Annotated in this window: 17 protein-coding genes and 1 other annotated feature; all 17 genes read left to right on the top strand. The window is 36.0% G+C overall.

All coding sequences use genetic code 11. The annotated features are described in order from the left end of the window. Positions 1–242: 242 nt before the first annotated feature. The 17 genes from gltX (at position 243) to rpoC (ending at position 18821) form a co-directional block, all read left to right on the top strand. Positions 243–1697, top strand: a complete 1455-nt coding sequence (gene gltX / locus LG295_RS12185) for a glutamate--tRNA ligase (protein WP_404475983.1) — start codon at positions 243–245, stop codon at positions 1695–1697. A gap of 343 nt (positions 1698–2040) precedes the next feature. After that, positions 2041–2691, top strand: a complete 651-nt coding sequence (cysE, locus tag LG295_RS12180; protein WP_107530615.1) for a serine O-acetyltransferase — start codon at positions 2041–2043, stop codon at positions 2689–2691. Continuing rightward, the gene (cysS, locus tag LG295_RS12175; RefSeq protein ID WP_404475981.1) at positions 2675–4075 is read left to right on the top strand and encodes a cysteine--tRNA ligase; all 1401 of its coding nucleotides are present in this window, start codon (positions 2675–2677) and stop codon (positions 4073–4075) included. The genes cysE and cysS overlap by 17 nt, the downstream gene beginning before the upstream one ends. Before the next feature lie 40 nt (positions 4076–4115). Then, positions 4116–4463 carry a Mini-ribonuclease 3 gene (locus tag LG295_RS12170; protein ID WP_199186502.1) on the top strand — a complete coding sequence of 116 codons (348 nt, stop codon included), beginning with the start codon at positions 4116–4118 and terminating at the stop codon, positions 4461–4463. Between the two features lie 7 nt (positions 4464–4470). Beyond that, the gene (gene rlmB / locus LG295_RS12165; RefSeq protein WP_107530613.1) at positions 4471–5220 is read left to right on the top strand and encodes a 23S rRNA (guanosine(2251)-2'-O)-methyltransferase RlmB; all 750 of its coding nucleotides are present in this window, start codon (positions 4471–4473) and stop codon (positions 5218–5220) included. Continuing rightward, a complete protein-coding gene (locus tag LG295_RS12160) occupies positions 5217–5741 on the top strand; it encodes an NYN domain-containing protein (RefSeq protein ID WP_017723043.1) in 525 nt (174 codons plus the stop codon). The genes rlmB and LG295_RS12160 overlap by 4 nt, the downstream gene beginning before the upstream one ends. Before the next feature lie 72 nt (positions 5742–5813). Beyond that, positions 5814–6389, top strand: coding sequence for a sigma-70 family RNA polymerase sigma factor (locus LG295_RS12155; RefSeq protein ID WP_107530611.1), 576 nt, complete (start codon positions 5814–5816; stop codon positions 6387–6389). A gap of 113 nt (positions 6390–6502) precedes the next feature. Then, positions 6503–6646, top strand: a complete 144-nt coding sequence (gene rpmG, locus LG295_RS12150) for a 50S ribosomal protein L33 (RefSeq protein WP_107530610.1) — start codon at positions 6503–6505, stop codon at positions 6644–6646. 130 nt (positions 6647–6776) lie between these two features. Beyond that, on the top strand, positions 6777–6956 hold the full coding sequence (gene secE, locus LG295_RS12145; protein ID WP_002484168.1) for a preprotein translocase subunit SecE: 180 nt from the start codon (positions 6777–6779) through the stop codon (positions 6954–6956). A 14-nt stretch (positions 6957–6970) separates the two neighbouring features. Further along, a complete protein-coding gene (gene nusG / locus LG295_RS12140) occupies positions 6971–7519 on the top strand; it encodes a transcription termination/antitermination protein NusG (protein ID WP_029377932.1) in 549 nt (182 codons plus the stop codon). Positions 7520–7850: 331 nt separating this feature from the next. Continuing rightward, complete coding sequence (rplK, locus tag LG295_RS12135) at positions 7851–8273, top strand: 50S ribosomal protein L11 (protein ID WP_017723040.1); 423 nt, start codon at positions 7851–7853, stop codon at positions 8271–8273. A 228-nt stretch (positions 8274–8501) separates the two neighbouring features. Next, positions 8502–9197 (top strand): 50S ribosomal protein L1, encoded by a 696-nt coding sequence (gene rplA, locus LG295_RS12130; protein WP_017723039.1) that lies wholly within the window; start codon positions 8502–8504, stop codon positions 9195–9197. Positions 9198–9285: 88 nt separating this feature from the next. Next, positions 9286–9433, top strand: a sequence feature (ribosomal protein L10 leader region). A 76-nt stretch (positions 9434–9509) separates the two neighbouring features. Then, on the top strand, positions 9510–10019 hold the full coding sequence (gene rplJ, locus LG295_RS12125) for a 50S ribosomal protein L10 (protein WP_017723038.1): 510 nt from the start codon (positions 9510–9512) through the stop codon (positions 10017–10019). Positions 10020–10060: 41 nt separating this feature from the next. Further along, positions 10061–10429, top strand: coding sequence for a 50S ribosomal protein L7/L12 (gene rplL, locus LG295_RS12120; protein ID WP_017723037.1), 369 nt, complete (start codon positions 10061–10063; stop codon positions 10427–10429). A 267-nt stretch (positions 10430–10696) separates the two neighbouring features. Further along, entirely contained in the window at positions 10697–11305 is a 609-nt protein-coding gene (locus tag LG295_RS12115; RefSeq protein WP_107558151.1) for a class I SAM-dependent methyltransferase, read from the top strand. Between the two features lie 198 nt (positions 11306–11503). Continuing rightward, entirely contained in the window at positions 11504–15055 is a 3552-nt protein-coding gene (gene rpoB, locus LG295_RS12110; protein WP_107558152.1) for a DNA-directed RNA polymerase subunit beta, read from the top strand. Between the two features lie 169 nt (positions 15056–15224). Continuing rightward, complete coding sequence (rpoC, locus tag LG295_RS12105; protein WP_199186503.1) at positions 15225–18821, top strand: DNA-directed RNA polymerase subunit beta'; 3597 nt, start codon at positions 15225–15227, stop codon at positions 18819–18821. Positions 18822–18980 lie beyond the last annotated feature (159 nt).

Raw genomic sequence — 18980 nt, 5'->3', positions numbered from 1 at the left:
GTTTATTCAGTTGTATAAAATTATGCAAAGTGCTTTTTAGATTAGGATACTTTAAAAAATTATAAGCTATGGTATGATTAATAAGCGATAATCATAAACTTATTAATAGTTGAGCGTTATTTTCTTGGTGAACTACACGTAGTTGAGTTTACATACGTTCAGCCTATTTACTGTGTGAATTTGTGTAACCTGAATATTAACTTAACCAATAAAAATAAACATTTAAAACGGGAGTGAACATAATGAGTGATCGTGTAAGAGTGAGATATGCACCAAGTCCAACAGGCTATTTGCATATCGGTAATGCAAGAACTGCATTATTTAACTATTTATTTGCTAAACATTATGATGGAGATTTTGTAATTCGTATTGAAGATACGGATAGTAAACGTAACTTAGTTGATGGAGAATCATCACAATTTGATAATTTAAAATGGTTAGGCATAGAATGGGATGAATCTGTAGATAAAGATAAAGGTTATGGCCCTTATCGTCAGTCAGAACGTGCAGAAATTTATAACCCATTAATTCAGCAATTATTAGATGAAGATAAAGCCTATAAATGTTATATGACAGAAGACGAATTAGAAGAAGAGCGTGAACAACAAATAGCACGTGGTGAAATGCCTCGTTACGGTGGTAAACATGCCCACTTAACAGAAGAAGAACGTCAACAGTTCGAAGCTGAAGGTCGTCAACCATCTATACGTTTCCGTGTACCAAAAGATACCACATTCTCATTTGATGACATGGTAAAAGGTGAAATTTCGTTTGATTCAAATAACATGGGTGACTGGGTCATCGTTAAGAAAGACGGCGTACCTACTTATAACTTTGCTGTAGCAATAGACGATCATTATATGGAAATTTCTGACGTAATTCGTGGAGACGACCATATTTCTAATACACCAAAGCAATTAATGATTTTTGAAACGTTTGGTTGGGAAGCGCCTAGATTTGCCCATATGTCACTTATAGTCAATGAAGAACGTAAAAAATTAAGTAAACGTGATGGACAAATCTTACAATTCATCGAACAATATCGTGATTTAGGTTATTTACCAGAAGCATTGTTTAACTTTATTACGCTATTAGGTTGGTCACCAGAAGGTGAAGATGAAATTTATTCTCCAGAAGAATTCATTAAGATTTTTGATGAAAAACGTTTATCTAAATCACCAGCATTTTTCGATAAACAAAAACTAGCTTGGGTTAACAACCAATACATGAAACAAAAAGATAGTGAAACGGTATTTGAATTAGCCTTGCCACATTTAATTAAAGCAGAGTTAATTCCTGAAAACCCAACTGAAGAAGATTTAGATTGGGGACGTAAACTTGTAGCACTTTACCAAAAAGAAATGAGTTACGCTGGAGAAATCGTACCTTTATCAGAGCTATTCTTCCGCGATGAACAAATTTTAGGTGACGATGAGCAAGAAGTGATAAATGGTGAACACGTACCTGAACTTATGAATCATTTATATGGTAAATTAGAAGTGCTTGAACCATTTGAAGCGACAGAAATTAAAAAAACAATCAAAGAAGTTCAAAAAGAGACAGGTATCAAAGGCAAACAATTATTCATGCCTATCCGTGTAGCTGTAACTGGCCAAATGCATGGTCCTGAACTACCAAATACAATTGAAGTTTTAGGTAGAGAAAAAGTATTATCTCGTTTGAAAAAATATGTTTAAAGTAAAGTTGTAGCATGTAAAGATTGTGTTAAATTGATAATGCTTGAAAAATTACATCAAACAACCTATGATTAACATTGAAAATGGCAAAGGATTAGTATGTGATGAAAGTGTATAGAGAGTGTGCGGTAGCTGCAAGCACATCACTGAAATTACAGAATGCACCTTTGTGCAAATGAATTAAATAAACTTTAAAGAGTAAACAAAAGTCGTTTTAGTTTGGATCATTGCGAATGCATTTAAACAAGTGGCTGTGTTTAAAATAAGAGTGGAACCGTGCTAAAGCAAAAGCGCCTCTAACAATTTTAGTTAGGGGTGCTTTTTTTATAAGGAGGTAGCAACCTTGTTTAAATTTTTAAGAAGAGTTAAAGATGATGTGAATATGGTGTTTGAACAAGACCCAGCTGCGCGTACTACGTTAGAGGTGATTACATCTTATGCAGGTGTACATGCGGTGTGGAGTCATTTGATTGCACATGAACTGTATAAAAAGAAAAAGTATGTTTTAGCTAGACTTATTTCTCAAATTACACGTTTTTTTACAGGGATTGAGATACATCCAGGTGCCCAAATCGGTAGACGTTTGTTTATTGATCACGGTATGGGCGTAGTCATTGGAGAGACATGTCGTATTGGTGATAATGTAACGATTTATCAAGGCGTTACATTAGGTGGAACGGGTAAAGAGAAAGGGAAACGGCACCCAGACATCGGTGATAATGTATTAATTGCTGCAGGCGCAAAAGTGCTTGGTAATATAACAATTAATGCTAACGTGAATATCGGGGCTAATTCAGTAGTGTTAAATTCAGTGCCAAGTTATTCAACTGTAGTAGGTATACCAGGACATATCGTGAAACAAGATGGCAGACGTATCGGGAAAACGTTTGACCACCGTAATTTACCTGACCCAATTTACGAGCAATTAAAAGAGTTAGAAAAACAACTTGAGAAAACAAGAAATGGAGAGATTCAAGATGATTACATTATATAATACATTAACACGTCAAAAAGAGACGTTCGAACCTATTGAGCCAGGTAAAGTGAAAATGTATGTTTGTGGACCAACAGTGTATAATTACATCCATATTGGAAATGCAAGACCAGCAATAAACTATGACGTAGTAAGAAGATATTTTGAATATCAAGGCTATGAAGTCATTTATGTATCTAACTTCACTGATGTGGATGACAAATTAATCAAGCGTTCTAAGGAGCTAGATGAATCAGTTGAAACGATTGCGGATCGTTACATCAAAGCGTTTTATGAAGATGTAGGTGCTTTAAATGTAAAAAAAGCAACATCAAACCCACGTGTAATGAATCACATGGACGATATAATCAAGTTTATAAAAGAACTTGTAGATGAAGGCAATGCATATGAAAGTGGTGGCGATGTTTACTTTAGAACACGGAAATTTGAAGATTATGGCAAATTAAGTCATCAGTCACTAAACGACTTAAAAGTGGGCGCACGTATCGAACAGGGTGAACAGAAAGAAGATGCTTTAGATTTCACATTGTGGAAAAAGGCTAAGCCAGGCGAAATTAGTTGGGACAGCCCGTTTGGAGAAGGTAGACCAGGCTGGCACATTGAATGTTCAGTTATGGCATACCATGAACTAGGCGCGACAATTGATATTCACGCAGGTGGAACAGATTTACAATTCCCTCACCACGAAAATGAAATTGCACAGTCAGAAGCACATAACCATGCACCTTTCGCTAATTATTGGATGCATAACGGATTTATTAATATAGATAATGAAAAGATGAGTAAGTCGTTAGGTAACTTTGTATTAGTGCATGACATTATTAAACAAATTGATCCAGACGTTTTACGCTTTTTCATGATTAGTGTGCATTATAGAAGTCCAATTAATTATAATATGGAACTTGTAGAAGCGGCGAAAAGTGGCTTGGAACGTGTGCGTAATAGTTATCAAGCTATTGAAGAACGTGAAGCAATTGCAACAGATGTGGAAGACCAATCTGCATACATTACTGAAATCGACAATATTTTAAAGCAGTTTGAAACTGTGATGAACGATGACTTTAATACTGCAAATGCGATTACAGCTTGGTATGATTTAGCGAAATTAGCTAATAAATATGTGTTAGAAAACACTACTTCGGTAAAAGTCTTAGCGCGATTTAAGGAAGTATACCAAATATTTAGCGACGTACTTGGTATTCCATTAAAAGATAATGCCAGTGACGAATTGTTAGATGAGCAAGTTGAAGCTTTAATTGAAGAACGAAACAATGCTCGTAAAGAAAAAGACTTTGCACGTGCTGATGAAATTCGAGACCAATTAAAAGCACAAAACATTATACTAGAAGACACGACTCAAGGTGTGAGATTTAAACGTGGCTAATATTGACAATAAACTATTAAATCCACTAACACTTGCTTATATGGGTGATGCAGTTTTAGACCAACACGTAAGGGAATATATCGTACTAAAATTAAAAGCAAAACCTAATCGATTACATCAAGAAGCAAAACGCTATGTCTCCGCTAAAAGTCAGGCACAGACGCTTGAATTTTTAATGGAAAACAATTGGTTTACTGAAGATGAATTAGATATCGTTCGTCGAGGCAGAAACGCTAAAAGTTATACCAAGGCTAAAAATACAGATATACAAACATATAGAAAAAGTTCGGGCTTAGAAGCAGTCATTGGCTATTTATATTTAGAAAAAGAACAAGCGCGTTTGACTGCTTTATTGGAAAGCGTCGTACAAAATGTAAACGAAAGGTAGTGATAATATGGAAGAGATCGTAATCGTTGGGCGACATGCTGTAAAAGAAGCAATCGTTTCAGGCCATACAATTAATAAAATTTTAATTCAAGATACTATCAAAAAAGGCCAAATCAATGAAATATTAAAAAAAGCAAATAGTAGAAAAATCATAGTTCAATCAGTACCAAAATCAAAAATTGATGGATTATCTGATGCCCCTCACCAAGGGATAGCGGCTTATATCGCACCATATGAATATACGGATTTTGATGCGTTTTTAGAGAAGCAAAAAGCGCAAGACAAACTATCTACGGTGTTAATACTAGACGGTTTAGAGGACCCTCATAATTTAGGTTCTATCCTGCGAACGGCAGATGCATCAGGCGTTGATGGTGTCATCATACCTAAGAGACGTTCAGTAGCGTTAACACAAACTGTCGCTAAAGCATCAACTGGTGCCATTCAGCATATACCAGTTATGAGAGTGACAAATTTAGCTAATACAATTGAAACATTAAAAGACAACGGCTATTGGGTCGTAGGTACAGAAGCGGAAAACTCTACAGACTATAGAGAAATGGATGTAGCAATGCCGTTAGCAATCGTTATTGGTAGTGAAGGCCAAGGTATGAGTCGTCTAGTGAAAGACAAATGTGATTTTTACATCAACATTCCGATGGTTGGACATGTAAACAGCTTGAATGCCTCAGTAGCAGCAAGTTTAATGATGTACGAGGTATTTCGTAAACGTAACAACATTGGAGATAAGGTATGAAGGATAGGTACTTAATCATTGATGGATATAATATGATTGGTTATTCACAAGAGTTGAGCCGTATTGCGCAAGATAATCTTGAGGAAGCACGCGAACAATTGCTTATAGCAATAGCGAACTACAATGCAGTGATTGCTGATGAAGTTGTCTGTGTGTTTGATGCTTATGAGCAATCGGGTGCCCATTCTGAATATATGTACCATGGCGTTAAAACAATATTCACAAAAGAAAAAGAAACAGCAGATAGCTATATTGAACGTTATGTGTACGACTTATATGATAAACATACTCGTCACATTACAGTTGTCACGAGTGATATGAGTGAGCAACATGCGATATTTGGTGCTGGAGCATATCGTGTATCTTCAAGAGAGATGTGGAGAGACTTAAGAGAAAATGAAGTGTCTGTATCTAAAAAGCTAGATGGCTTTAATGAACAAAAACCACGAACAAGGATAGAGCTTTCAAATGAGATTTTAGAAGAATTTGAAAAACTTAGACGTGGGGATAATCATCAATAACATTATTGCCCACTTGATTTTTGGAGCATAGTCGCTGTATCCTATCTTTACTTTTGAAGAAAGGAAGCTGCTATGTTAGAACCGAACAACCTTGAATTTACAGCCTCAACAAATGCAGAGCAAAATATTTTTGAAAAGCATGATTTACCTAAAATATTTACAACACTTATACCTTTAATTCGTAAAAGGTTAAAACATTTTTCTGTTCATCCAAATGATCAAGAAGATTTGTGCCAAGAGGTGCTGATCAAACTTTTTCAAGCGTTTAGGCATTTTGACTTTAAAGGTACTATACCAATTGAACATTATGTAAATCGTGTTATTAAGAATGTTAAAAATGACTATATTCGTAAGAAGTTTTATGGTTATGAAAGGCAAACATTATTGATTAATGAGTTTATAGTGTCCTACAATAATAGTAAGGTGGAACGCCCTATCGACAAGCATATCTTAGCTATAGAAGTAGGAGAATGTATCCAACAATGTGTGTTAAACTTAACTAAGTTAGAACAAATGGTTGTCATTTACTTATTGAAAGATTACAAGCCAAAAGAAATTGCAGAATTATTAGCTGTACCGAAGAAAGTAGTTTACAATGCGATACATCGTTGTAAAATAAAATTAAGACGTCATCTAGATGGTTATTAATCAGAGCAATTCAAAGGATTGTATGGTATGAATAGGTACGTGTTTGAAGATTGACAATTGACTTAGATGTTATGTATAGTAGATTGGTATTATAATGAGTAAGGGGAAGTCTAATGAAAAAAGTACCATTAAATTGCGATGTATGTGGTAGTAGAAATTATAACGTTCCCAAACAAAGTAATCTTGCATCTAGATTAGCATTGAAAAAGTTTTGTTCGAGATGTAATGCACATACGATGCACAAGGAATCAAAATAATATAACGACATATGAAAGTTCACGATTGAGTAAATATGCCCTTCCATTTAAGTTGAGAGTATTGTATTTGCTTGATTTGTTGTATGGAATAAGCAAATAAGGAATAACGAAATATACGGAGGTCTTATAAATGGCTAAAAAAGAAAATTTCTTCCAAGGCGTAAAGTCAGAAATGGAAAAGACAAGTTGGCCAACGAAAGAAGAATTATTTAAATACACAGTCATTGTTGTAGCTACAGTAGTATTTTTCTTAGTGTTCTTCTATGCCTTAGACTTAGGAATTGGTAGAATTATAGAATTAATTAAATAGATAGGAGTGACGACATGTCTGAAGAAGTTGGCGCAAAGCGTTGGTATGCTGTGCATACTTATTCTGGTTATGAGAATAAAGTTAAAAAGAATTTAGAAAAACGTGTTGAATCTATGAATATGACTGAAAAAATATTCAGAGTTGTTATACCAGAAGAAGAAGAGACACAAGTTAAAGATGGCAAAGCCAAAACATTAAGTAAAAAAACTTTCCCTGGTTATGTGTTAGTCGAACTAGTTATGACTGATGAATCATGGTATATAGTAAGAAATACACCTGGTGTAACAGGATTTGTTGGTTCAGCTGGTGCTGGATCAAAACCTAATCCATTGCTTCCTGAAGAAGCACGTTTCATTCTTAAACAAATGGGCATGAAAGAGAAAACAATCGATGTCCAAGTTGAATTAGGTGAGCAAGTGAGAATTAAATCAGGTCCGTTTGCTAACCAAGTTGGAGAAATTCAAGAAATTGAAACCGATAAATTCAAACTTACTGTTCTTGTAGACATGTTTGGTAGAGAAACGCCAGTAGAAGTGGAATTTGATCAAGTAGAAAAATTATAAAGATATATAAATGCTATAGCACTTATATAAGTAATACTAGACTTGCTAAAGCAAGAAGTATTACTTTACATGCGTTAAGAACCCCTAATCATTAAAATGATAAAGTTAGAGGAACACCTGAGCAGGGCTCATGCGTTAAGAACCCCTAATCATTAAAATGATAAGGGGTTCTATAAAAAAACTTACATTTTACCATTGCTTTACGTAATGGATTAATGTTATAATACTGTGGTCGCGCTCATAGAGCGTTCATTTCGTCACGAAATGTAGAAGAGTGGGAGGACAAAACTCAGTCCTGTGACCACATCACGATATCAAGGAGGTGCACATCGTGGCTAAAAAAGTAGAAAAAGTAGTTAAATTACAAATTCCTGCAGGGAAAGCAAATCCAGCACCACCAGTTGGTCCAGCATTAGGTCAAGCGGGTGTGAACATTATGGGATTCTGTAAGGAATTCAACGCACGTACACAAGAAGACGCAGGTTTAATCATTCCGGTAGAAATCAGTGTTTATGAAGACCGTTCATTTACATTCATTACAAAAACACCACCGGCTCCAGTATTACTTAAAAAAGCAGCAGGCGTTGAAAAAGGTTCAGGCGAACCTAATAAAAACAAAGTTGCTACAGTAACTAAAGATCAAGTACGTGAAATTGCGAACCAAAAAATGCAAGATTTAAACGCTTCAGACGAAGAAGCGGCAGTTCGTATCATTGAAGGTACTGCTCGTAGTATGGGAATCACAGTTCAATAATAAAAACATTAATGAATATATAGATTGACGATAGAAGCAGATGACAGAAATGACAAACATGATGACAGCGTTCAATATTGTCGTAATATGAGGAAAAATGTCATTTATTAAGGAATTTAATTCTAAGATAAAACATAATTTAAACCTCTCTGTTATCTGCTCTTAACTTGTGAAAGCAAGTAAATGTGGGAGGAAATTCCGCTAAAACCACTAAAGGAGGAACATGAAATGGCTAAAAAAAGCAAAAGATATCAAGAAGCAGCTAGCAAAATCGACCGCTTAAAACATTACGATGTACAAGAAGCTGTTGAACTAGCTAAAGAAACAAACATTGCTAACTTTGACGCATCAGTTGAAGTAGCATTCCGTTTAGGTATTGATACACGTAAAAACGACCAACAAATCCGTGGAGCAGTAGTGCTACCAAATGGTACTGGTAAATCACAACGTGTATTAGTGTTCGCTAAAGGAGAAAAAGCAGCTGAAGCAGAAGCAGCAGGTGCAGATTTCGTTGGCGAAGGCGAATATGTAGAAAAAATCCAACAAGGTTGGTTTGATTTTGACGTAGTAGTAGCTACACCAGACATGATGGGTGAAGTTGGTAAACTTGGTCGTGTATTAGGACCTAAAGGTTTAATGCCAAACCCTAAAACTGGAACAGTAACTATGGACGTTAAAAAAGCAGTTGAAGAAATCAAAGCTGGTAAAGTAGAATACCGTGCTGAGAAATCAGGTATTGTTCACGCATCAATTGGTAAAACATCATTTGATACAGACAAACTTGTTGAAAACTTCAGAGCTTTACAAGACGTATTAACTAAAGCAAAACCTGCTTCAGCTAAAGGTACGTACTTCAAATCTATTGCTGTAACTACAACAATGGGTCCTGGAGTTAAAGTTGATACTTCAAGCATCAAACTTTAATCTATTAAAATAAAAGTTACTTAGGCTGAAAGTTTATGCTTTCAGCCTTTAAAAAAATATTGACATAGTACATTAATTTAGTTATATTGGTTAATGTATTATTTTACCTAAGACAGTAGGAGTTAGTAATAACTTAAAATTAAATCCTACCGAGGCTAAAATTGACTTGAACGTGAAGAATTTAGATCTTTCAAGCACTTTTTGCCACGGGTAGAAAGTGCTTTTTTTATTGAGTAATACCAAGCGAATACGATTCGTTAATGATTACTTCAAAATTAAAAGCACCAAACTAAAATCTATGGAGGTGTCTAAATGTCTGCTATCATCGATGCAAAAAAACAAGAAGTTGATATTATTGCTGAACAACTTAAAAACTCAGTATCTACAGTTATCGTTGACTATCGTGGTCTAAGCGTTGCTGAAGTAACTGAATTACGTTCTCAATTACGTGAAGCTGGTGTTGAGTACAAAGTTTACAAAAACACTATGGTTCGCCGTGCAGCAGAAAAAGCTGGTATCGACGGTTTAGATGAATTCTTAGTAGGTCCTACTGCAGTTGCTACTTCAACAGAAGATGTTGTTGCTCCAGCAAAAGTTATCGCAGGATTTGCAAAAGAACATCAAGCATTAGAAATTAAAACAGGTGTTATGGAAGGCAACGTTATTTCTGCAGAAGAAGTTAACACTGTTGGTACATTACCATCACACGACGGTCTTGTTTCTATGCTATTATCAGTATTACAAGCTCCAGTACGCAACTTCGCTTATGCGGTTAAAGCTGTTGGAGAAGAGAAAGAATCTAAAGAAGAAAGCGCTGAATAATTGCGCATAAACTAATTAAAATTAATGGAGGAATATTAAAAATGGCTAATCAAGAACAAATCATTGAAGCGATTAAAGAAATGTCAGTTTTAGAATTAAACGACTTAGTAAAAGCAATTGAAGAAGAATTTGGTGTAACTGCAGCAGCTCCAGTAGCAGCAGCAGGCGCAGCTGGTGGCGGAGACGCTGAAGCTGAAAAAACTGATTTCGATGTTGAATTAACTTCAGCTGGATCATCAAAAATCAAAGTCGTTAAAGCTGTTAAAGAAGCTACTGGCTTAGGATTAAAAGACGCTAAAGAATTAGTTGACGGAGCTCCTAAAGTAGTTAAAGAAGCTTTACCTAAAGAAGAAGCTGAACAACTTAAAGAAACATTAGAAGAAGCTGGCGCTACAGTAGAATTAAAATAATTCCTGCTGGTTAACAGTTGATAATTATATATGGAAGATAGTTCTTGTAGCTTAATACATTGACTGCTTTGGTACGTTAATATTAAGTGTATTATGGACTATCTGAAATCTTTGAGAAATGAAAACCCCGTTATTACTATAACGGGGTTTTATCTTATTTTATCTATTGCCTATTTTCAATATTTAAATAAAGGCTTTAAAGTCGAAATTTAAAATATTTGGGTATATTATTAATCTAAGACGAATTAGATTAAAAGAGGTGTAGTCATGAGTCATTATTATGATGAAAATCCTGAAGTAGAAAGTGATGAATCGCTTTTTACGTACTCCTACGATAACCATGATTTAGAACTTGTAACAGATGCTGGTGTATTTTCAAAAGGGAAAATAGATTTTGGATCTGATTTACTAGTGAAAACTTTTTTGAAAACATATCCCCCTGGTCCTACAAAGAATATCATAGATGTTGGTTGTGGCTATGGCCCTATCGGTTTAATGATTGCGAAAGTTTCCCCACACCACGAAGTGACAATGGTTGATGTGAATCAACGCGCGCTAAATTTATCAAGAAAAAATAAAAAAAGAAACCGTATAGACAATGTTAAAGTTAAAGAAAGTGATGGTTTATCACAAGTAGAAGACAACACGTATGACTTCGTCCTTACTAATCCACCGATTAGAGCAGGGAAAGAAGTTGTCCATCGCATTTTGGAAGACGCTTATGTTAAATTAAAACTTGATGGTGAACTTTTTGTAGTAATTCAAAAAAAGCAAGGTATGCCATCTGCAAAGAAAAAAATGCAAGACACATTCGATAACGTTGAAGTATTAGAAAAAAGCAAAGGCTATTACATTTTAAGAAGTGTAAAAGGTTGATTAAGTAGCTGTATTCTGATATAGTAATAGAATGTAAAAATTTATGTTCAATAAGTGTGTACTTTTACGTATAAATTAACAATGTATATAAGGTGAAATAGAAAATGGTGTCATAAGTATGCTACCGTTTTCTTTTTGTCTAATTATATTTGGTGATTTACTAAAAGTAAACACGCAATTTTTGAGGGGTGAATCTGTTTGGCAGGTCAATTTGTCCAATATGGAAGACATCGTAAACGTAGAAACTATGCGAGAATTTCAGAGGTATTAGAATTACCGAATTTAATTGAGATTCAAACTAAGTCTTACGATTGGTTCTTAGAAGAAGGTTTATTAGAAATGTTTAGAGACATTTCACCGATTGAAGATTTCACAGGCAATCTATCTTTAGAGTTTGTAGATTATAGACTCGGAGAACCGAAATATGATTTAGAAGAATCAAAAAACCGTGATACAACGTATTCTGCACCTCTACGTGTTAAAGTGCGTTTAATTATCAAAGAAACTGGCGAAGTAAAAGAACAAGAAGTGTTTATGGGCGATTTCCCATTAATGACAGATACAGGTACATTCGTAATTAACGGTGCTGAACGTGTTATCGTATCACAACTAGTTCGTTCACCATCCGTATACTTCAATGAAAAACTAGATAAAAACGGCCGTACAAACTTCGACGCAACTATTATTCCAAACCGTGGTGCATGGTTAGAATATGAAACTGATGCTAAAGATGTTGTATACGTCCGTATTGATAGAACTAGAAAGTTACCATTAACAGTATTATTACGTGCTTTAGGTTTCTCTACTGATCAAGAAATCGTTGATCTTTTAGGTGAAAATGAATATTTACGTAATACGTTAGAAAAAGATGGTACAGAAAACACAGATCAAGCGCTATTAGAAATCTATGAGCGTTTACGCCCTGGTGAACCACCTACAGTTGAAAATGCTAAGAGTCTTTTATACTCACGTTTCTTCGATCCGAAACGTTATGACTTAGCAAGTGTAGGTCGTTATAAAGCAAACAAAAAACTTCATTTAAAACATCGCTTGTTTAACCAAAAATTAGCAGAACCAATTGTTAATTCAGAAACAGGTGAAATCGTAGCTGAAGAAGGTACTGTACTTGATCGTCGTAATTTAGATGAAATCATGGATGTACTAGAATCAAATGCTAACAGTGAAGTCTTTGAATTAGAAGGTACAGTAATTGATGAACCTGTTGAGATTCAATCAATTAAAGTTTATGTTCCTAATGATGAAGAGGGACGTACAACAACAGTGATTGGTAATGCATTCCCTGATTCAGAAGTGAAATGTATTACTCCAGCAGACATTATTTCATCAATGTCATACTTCTTTAACTTATTAAGTGGTATTGGTTTCACAGATGATATTGACCACCTTGGTAATCGTCGTCTACGTTCAGTAGGTGAATTGTTACAAAACCAATTCCGTATTGGTTTATCAAGAATGGAGCGTGTGGTACGTGAAAGAATGTCTATTCAAGACACAGATTCTGTAACGCCACAACAATTAATCAATATACGTCCTGTTATTGCATCTATTAAAGAATTCTTTGGTAGTTCACAATTATCACAATTCATGGACCAAGCTAATCCATTAGCAGAGTTAACGCACAAACGTCGTTTATCTGCTCTAGGACCTGGTGGTTTAACACGTGAACGTGCTCAAATGGAAGTACGTGACGTTCACTATTCTCACTATGGTCGTATGTGTCCAATCGAAACACCTGAGGGACCTAACATTGGTCTTATCAACTCATTGTCTAGTTATGCACGTGTGAATGAATTTGGTTTCATTGAAACACCGTATCGTAAGGTAGATCTTGAAACAAACAGCATTACTGATCAAATCGATTACTTAACAGCTGATGAAGAGGATAGCTATGTGGTCGCACAAGCCAACTCTAAATTAGATGAAAATGGTCGTTTCTTAGATGATGAAGTTGTTTGTCGTTTCCGTGGTAATAACACAGTTATGGCTAAAGAAAAAATGGATTACATGGACGTATCACCAAAACAAGTTGTTTCTGCTGCGACAGCATGTATTCCTTTCTTAGAAAACGATGACTCTAACCGCGCATTGATGGGTGCAAACATGCAACGTCAAGCAGTGCCATTGATGAACCCGGAATCACCATTTGTTGGTACAGGTATGGAGCACGTGGCAGCACGTGACTCTGGTGCAGCAATTGTTGCAAAACGCAAAGGTCGTGTTGAGCACGTTGAATCTAATGAAATCCTTGTTCGTCAACTTATCGAAGAAGATGGTCAAGAATATGAAGGCGAATTAGATCGCTATCCATTAGCTAAGTTCAAACGTTCAAACACTGGTACATGTTATAACCAAAGACCTATCGTTGCTTCTGGTGACGTAGTGACAAGAGGCGAAATTTTAGCTGACGGTCCATCTATGGAACTTGGTGAAATGGCATTAGGTAGAAACGTAGTTGTTGGTTTCATGACTTGGGACGGTTACAACTATGAGGATGCCGTAATCATGAGTGAACGCCTAGTTAAAGATGACGTATATACTTCTATCCATATTGAAGAGTATGAATCAGAAGCACGTGATACTAAACTAGGACCTGAAGAAATCACACGTGATATTCCAAATGTTTCAGATAGTGCGCTTAAAAACTTAGATGACCGTGGTATTGTATACGTCGGCGCTGAAGTTAATGATGGAGACATCTTAGTAGGTAAAGTAACGCCTAAAGGTGTAACAGAATTAACTGCAGAAGAACGTTTATTACACGCAATCTTTGGTGAAAAAGCACGTGAAGTCCGCGATACATCATTACGCGTACCTCATGGTGCAGGTGGTATTGTTCTAGATGTTAAAGTCTTTAACCGTGAAGAAGGAGATGACACGTTATCTCCAGGTGTTAATCAATTAGTTCGTGTTTATATCGTTCAAAAACGTAAAATTCACGTAGGAGATAAGATGTGTGGTCGTCATGGTAACAAGGGTGTAATTTCAAAACTTGTTCCTGAAGAAGACATGCCGTATCTACCAGACGGTACACCAATTGATATCATGTTGAACCCTCTAGGTGTACCATCACGTATGAATATCGGACAAGTATTAGAGCTACACTTAGGTATGGCTGCTAAAAACTTAGGTATCCATGTTGCATCACCAGTATTTGATGGTGCGAGTGATGAAGACGTATGGTCAACAATCGAAGAAGCTGGTATGGCTCGTGACGGAAAAACCGTATTATACGATGGACGTACTGGTGAACCATTCGATAACAGAATTTCAGTCGGCGTTATGTACATGTTGAAACTAGCACACATGGTTGACGATAAATTACATGCGCGTTCAACTGGACCATACTCATTAGTAACGCAACAACCGCTTGGTGGTAAAGCACAATTCGGTGGACAACGTTTCGGTGAGATGGAAGTATGGGCACTTGAAGCTTACGGTGCTGCATATACACTTCAAGAAATTTTAACTTACAAATCAGATGATACAGTAGGTCGTGTTAAGACATACGAATCTATTGTTAAAGGTGAAAACATCACTAAACCTGGAGTTCCAGAATCATTCCGAGTATTGATGAAAGAATTACAAAGTTTAGGCCTAGACGTTAAAATCATGGACGAGCATGACAATGAAATTGACATGCAAGACAATGAAGATGATGATGTCGTTGAGCGTAAAGTGGATCTTCAACAAAAAGATGCACCGCAATCACAAAAAGAAGTTACAGACTAATTGCATTTAAGTTTATAAACGAATAAGCCTTGTAGAGATAAAGTTCAATAATGGACTAACTCTCTACATCGGTTATTCTATTATTGATATAGAGCAATCAATCAATTTGCACAGCTAATCTAAATTGAAGGAGGTAGGCTCCTTGATTGATGTAAATAATTTCCATTATATGAAAATAGGACTTGCTTCACCCGAAAAAATCCGTTCATGGTCTTTTGGTGAGGTTAAAAAGCCAGAAACAATTAACTATCGTACTTTAAAACCAGAAAAAGATGGTCTATTCTGTGAAAGAATATTTGGACCTACAAAAGACTGGGAATGTAGTTGTGGTAAATACAAACGTGTACGTTATAAAGGTATGGTTTGTGACAGATGTGGCGTAGAAGTAACTAAATCTAAAGTGCGCCGTGAAAGAATGGGGCACATTGAATTAGCTGCACCTGTATCTCACATTTGGTACTTCAAAGGTATTCCAAGTCGTATGGGTCTATTATTAGACATGTCACCAAGAGCGTTAGAAGAAGTTATTTACTTTGCTTCATACGTTGTTGTAAATCCAGGTCCAACTGGTTTAGAGAAAAAGACATTGTTATCTGAAGCAGAATTTAGAGAGTACTACGATAAATTCCCAGGCAAATTCACTGCTAAAATGGGTGCTGAAGGTATTAAAGAATTACTTGAAGAAATAGACTTAGATGCTGAACTTAAACATTTACGTGATGAGTTAGAATCAGCTACTGGTCAAAGACTTACACGTGCGATTAAACGTTTAGAAGTTGTTGAATCATTTAGACATTCTGGTAATAATCCAGCATGGATGATTTTAGACGTACTTCCTATTATTCCACCTGAAATCAGACCAATGGTTCAATTAGATGGTGGCCGTTTTGCAACAAGTGATTTAAACGATTTATATCGTCGTGTTATCAACCGTAATAACCGTTTAAAACGTTTATTAGACTTAGGTGCTCCTGGCATCATCGTTCAAAACGAAAAACGTATGTTACAAGAAGCTGTTGATGCACTTATTGATAATGGTCGTCGTGGCCGTCCAGTTACTGGACCAGGTAACCGCCCATTAAAATCACTTTCACATATGTTAAAAGGTAAACAAGGTCGTTTCCGTCAAAACTTATTAGGTAAACGTGTTGACTACTCAGGTCGTTCAGTTATTGCAGTTGGACCAAACTTGAAGATGTATCAATGTGGTCTGCCTAAAGAAATGGCACTCGAGTTGTTCAAACCATTCATAATGAAAGAATTAGTACAACGTGAAATTGCAACAAACATCAAAAATGCGAAAAGTAAAATTGAGCGTATGGATGACGAAGTATGGGACGTATTAGAAGATGTAATTAAAGAACATCCAGTTCTTTTAAACCGTGCCCCTACACTTCACAGATTAGGTATCCAAGCATTCGAACCTACATTAGTTGAAGGTCGTGCGATTCGTCTACATCCACTTGCTACAACAGCTTACAACGCTGACTTTGATGGTGACCAAATGGCTGTTCACGTACCATTATCTAAAGAAGCACAAGCTGAAGCGCGTATGTTAATGTTAGCTGCGCAAAACATCTTGAACCCTAAAGATGGTAAACCAGTTGTTACGCCATCACAAGATATGGTATTAGGTAACTATTACCTAACTCTTGAGCGTAAAGATGCTGTGAATACTGGTACGATTTACAATGATACAAATGAAGTACTCAAAGCTTATGCAAATGGTTATGTTCACTTGCATACACGTATTGGTGTACATGCATCATCATTTAACAATCCAACATTTACTGAAGAGCAAAACAAAAAAATCTTGCTAACTTCTGTTGGTAAAGTAATATTCAATGAAATCATTCCAGATTCATTTGCATATATTAATGAACCAACACAAACAAACTTAGAAAATAAAACACCGGAAAGATATTTCATTGCGCCAACTGAAATTAGTGAAGGCGGATTAAAAGCTTACTTTGACGAGCAAGAATTAATCAAACCGTTCAACAAGAATTTCTTAGGAAATGTTATTGCTGAAGTATTTAACCGTTTCAGTATCACTGATACGTCAATGATGTTAGATAGAATGAAGGACTTAGGATTCAAGTTCTCATCTAAAGCAGGTATTACTGTTGGTGTATCTGATATCGTGGTATTACCAGATAAACAAGACATCCTTGATGAACATGAAAAATTAGTTGAAAAAGTAACGAAACAATTCAATCGTGGTTTAATCACTGATTTTGAACGTTACAATGCTGTAATTGAAATTTGGACTGACGCAAAAGACCAAATTCAAAACGAACTAATGGGATCACTTGAAGAAACGAACCCAATCTTCATGATGAGTGACTCTGGTGCCCGTGGTAACGCATCTAACTTTACACAGTTGGCTGGTATGCGTGGACTTATGGCTGCACCATCTGGTGAGATTATTGAATTACCAATCACTTCATCATTCCGTGAAGGTTTAACGGTATTAGAATACTTCATCTCTACTCATGGTGCTCGTAAAGGTCTTGCCGATACAGCACTTAAGACTGCCGATTCAGGTTATCTTACTCGTCGTCTTGTTGACGTGGCTCAAGATGTTATCGTCCGTGAAGAAGATTGTGGTACTGACCGTGGCTTACTTGTTTCTGACATAAAAGAAGGTACAGAAATGATTGAACCATTCATCGAACGTATTGAAGGTCGTTATTCTAAAGAAACAATCCGTCATCCAGAAACAGATGAGGTCATTGTTAACCCAGATCAATTAGTTACACCAGACATCGCTAAGAAAATCACAGATGCAGGTATAGAGGAAATGTATATCCGTTCAGCATTTACATGTAATACACGTCATGGTGTATGTGAAAAATGTTACGGTAAAAACCTTGCGACTGGTGAAAAAGTTGAAGTTGGTGAAGCAGTTGGTACAATTGCTGCCCAATCAATTGGTGAACCAGGTACACAGCTTACAATGCGTACATTCCATACAGGTGGTGTAGCAGGTAGCGATATCACACAAGGTCTTCCTCGTATCCAAGAGATCTTCGAAGCACGTAATCCTAAAGGTCAAGCTGTGATTACTGAAATCGAAGGTGTCGTTGATGACATCAAACTTGCTAAAGATCGTCAACAAGAAATCGTAATTAAAGGTGCTAACGAAACGAAATCTTATCTAGCTTCTGGTACTTCAAGATTGAAAGTAGAAGTTGGACAAGGTGTTGAACGTGGAGAAGTACTTACTGAAGGTTCAATCGAACCTAAGAACTATTTATCTGTTTCAGGTTTAAATGCTACAGAAAGTTATCTATTAAAAGAAGTTCAAAAAGTTTACCGTATGCAAGGTGTTGAAATCGATGATAAACACGTTGAAGTTATGGTAAGACAAATGTTACGTAAAGTACGTATCATTGAAGCAGGAGATACTAAGCTATTACCTGGCTCATTAGTAGATATTCATAGCTTTACTGATGCTAACCGTGAAGCGTTCAAAGAACGTAAACGTCCTGCAACAGCTAAACCAGTATTACTAGGTATCACTAAAGCTTCTCTTGAAACTGAAAGCTTCTTATCAGCAGCTTCATTCCAAGAAACAACTCGTGTACTTACAGATGCAGCAATCAAAGGTAAACGTGATAACTTACTCGGACTTAAAGAGAACGTTATTATCGGTAAATTGATTCCAGCTGGTACAGGTATGAGACGTTATAGAGACGTTGAATACGACAAAGCAACACCAGATACTGAAATTATTGAAGAAGTCCAAACTACTGAAATATAATATTTAGTATTCAATAAACAGAGAGTCCGGGATGTTAATAGATATCTCGGGCTCTTTAATGCTATTGACTATAGAAGTGGAACAAGGAATCACATTTGAAATTGTGGTTTCTATCCGACTTCTGATATTTTTAAAATTTTTATTGAAAAATACGAATAA

The sequence above is a fragment of the Staphylococcus pseudoxylosus genome, assembly GCF_044794325.1.
Lineage (GTDB): Bacteria > Bacillota > Bacilli > Staphylococcales > Staphylococcaceae > Staphylococcus > Staphylococcus pseudoxylosus.
The sequence above is the reverse complement of the archived record's forward strand: the minus strand, read 5'-3'. Positions and strand labels throughout refer to the sequence as shown.

Coding starts and splice junctions, on each gene's coding strand:
- gltX (WP_404475983.1), top strand. CDS start 243: ATGAGTGATCGTGTAAGAGTGAGATATGCACCAAGTCCAACAGGCTAT.
- cysS (WP_404475981.1), top strand. CDS start 2,675: ATGATTACATTATATAATACATTAACACGTCAAAAAGAGACGTTCGAA.
- LG295_RS12170 (WP_199186502.1), top strand. CDS start 4,116: ATGGGTGATGCAGTTTTAGACCAACACGTAAGGGAATATATCGTACTA.
- rlmB (WP_107530613.1), top strand. CDS start 4,471: ATGGAAGAGATCGTAATCGTTGGGCGACATGCTGTAAAAGAAGCAATC.
- LG295_RS12160 (WP_017723043.1), top strand. CDS start 5,217: ATGAAGGATAGGTACTTAATCATTGATGGATATAATATGATTGGTTAT.
- LG295_RS12155 (WP_107530611.1), top strand. CDS start 5,814: ATGTTAGAACCGAACAACCTTGAATTTACAGCCTCAACAAATGCAGAG.
- rpmG (WP_107530610.1), top strand. CDS start 6,503: ATGAAAAAAGTACCATTAAATTGCGATGTATGTGGTAGTAGAAATTAT.
- secE (WP_002484168.1), top strand. CDS start 6,777: ATGGCTAAAAAAGAAAATTTCTTCCAAGGCGTAAAGTCAGAAATGGAA.
- nusG (WP_029377932.1), top strand. CDS start 6,971: ATGTCTGAAGAAGTTGGCGCAAAGCGTTGGTATGCTGTGCATACTTAT.
- rplA (WP_017723039.1), top strand. CDS start 8,502: ATGGCTAAAAAAAGCAAAAGATATCAAGAAGCAGCTAGCAAAATCGAC.
- rplJ (WP_017723038.1), top strand. CDS start 9,510: ATGTCTGCTATCATCGATGCAAAAAAACAAGAAGTTGATATTATTGCT.
- rplL (WP_017723037.1), top strand. CDS start 10,061: ATGGCTAATCAAGAACAAATCATTGAAGCGATTAAAGAAATGTCAGTT.
- LG295_RS12115 (WP_107558151.1), top strand. CDS start 10,697: ATGAGTCATTATTATGATGAAAATCCTGAAGTAGAAAGTGATGAATCG.
- rpoC (WP_199186503.1), top strand. CDS start 15,225: ATGAAAATAGGACTTGCTTCACCCGAAAAAATCCGTTCATGGTCTTTT.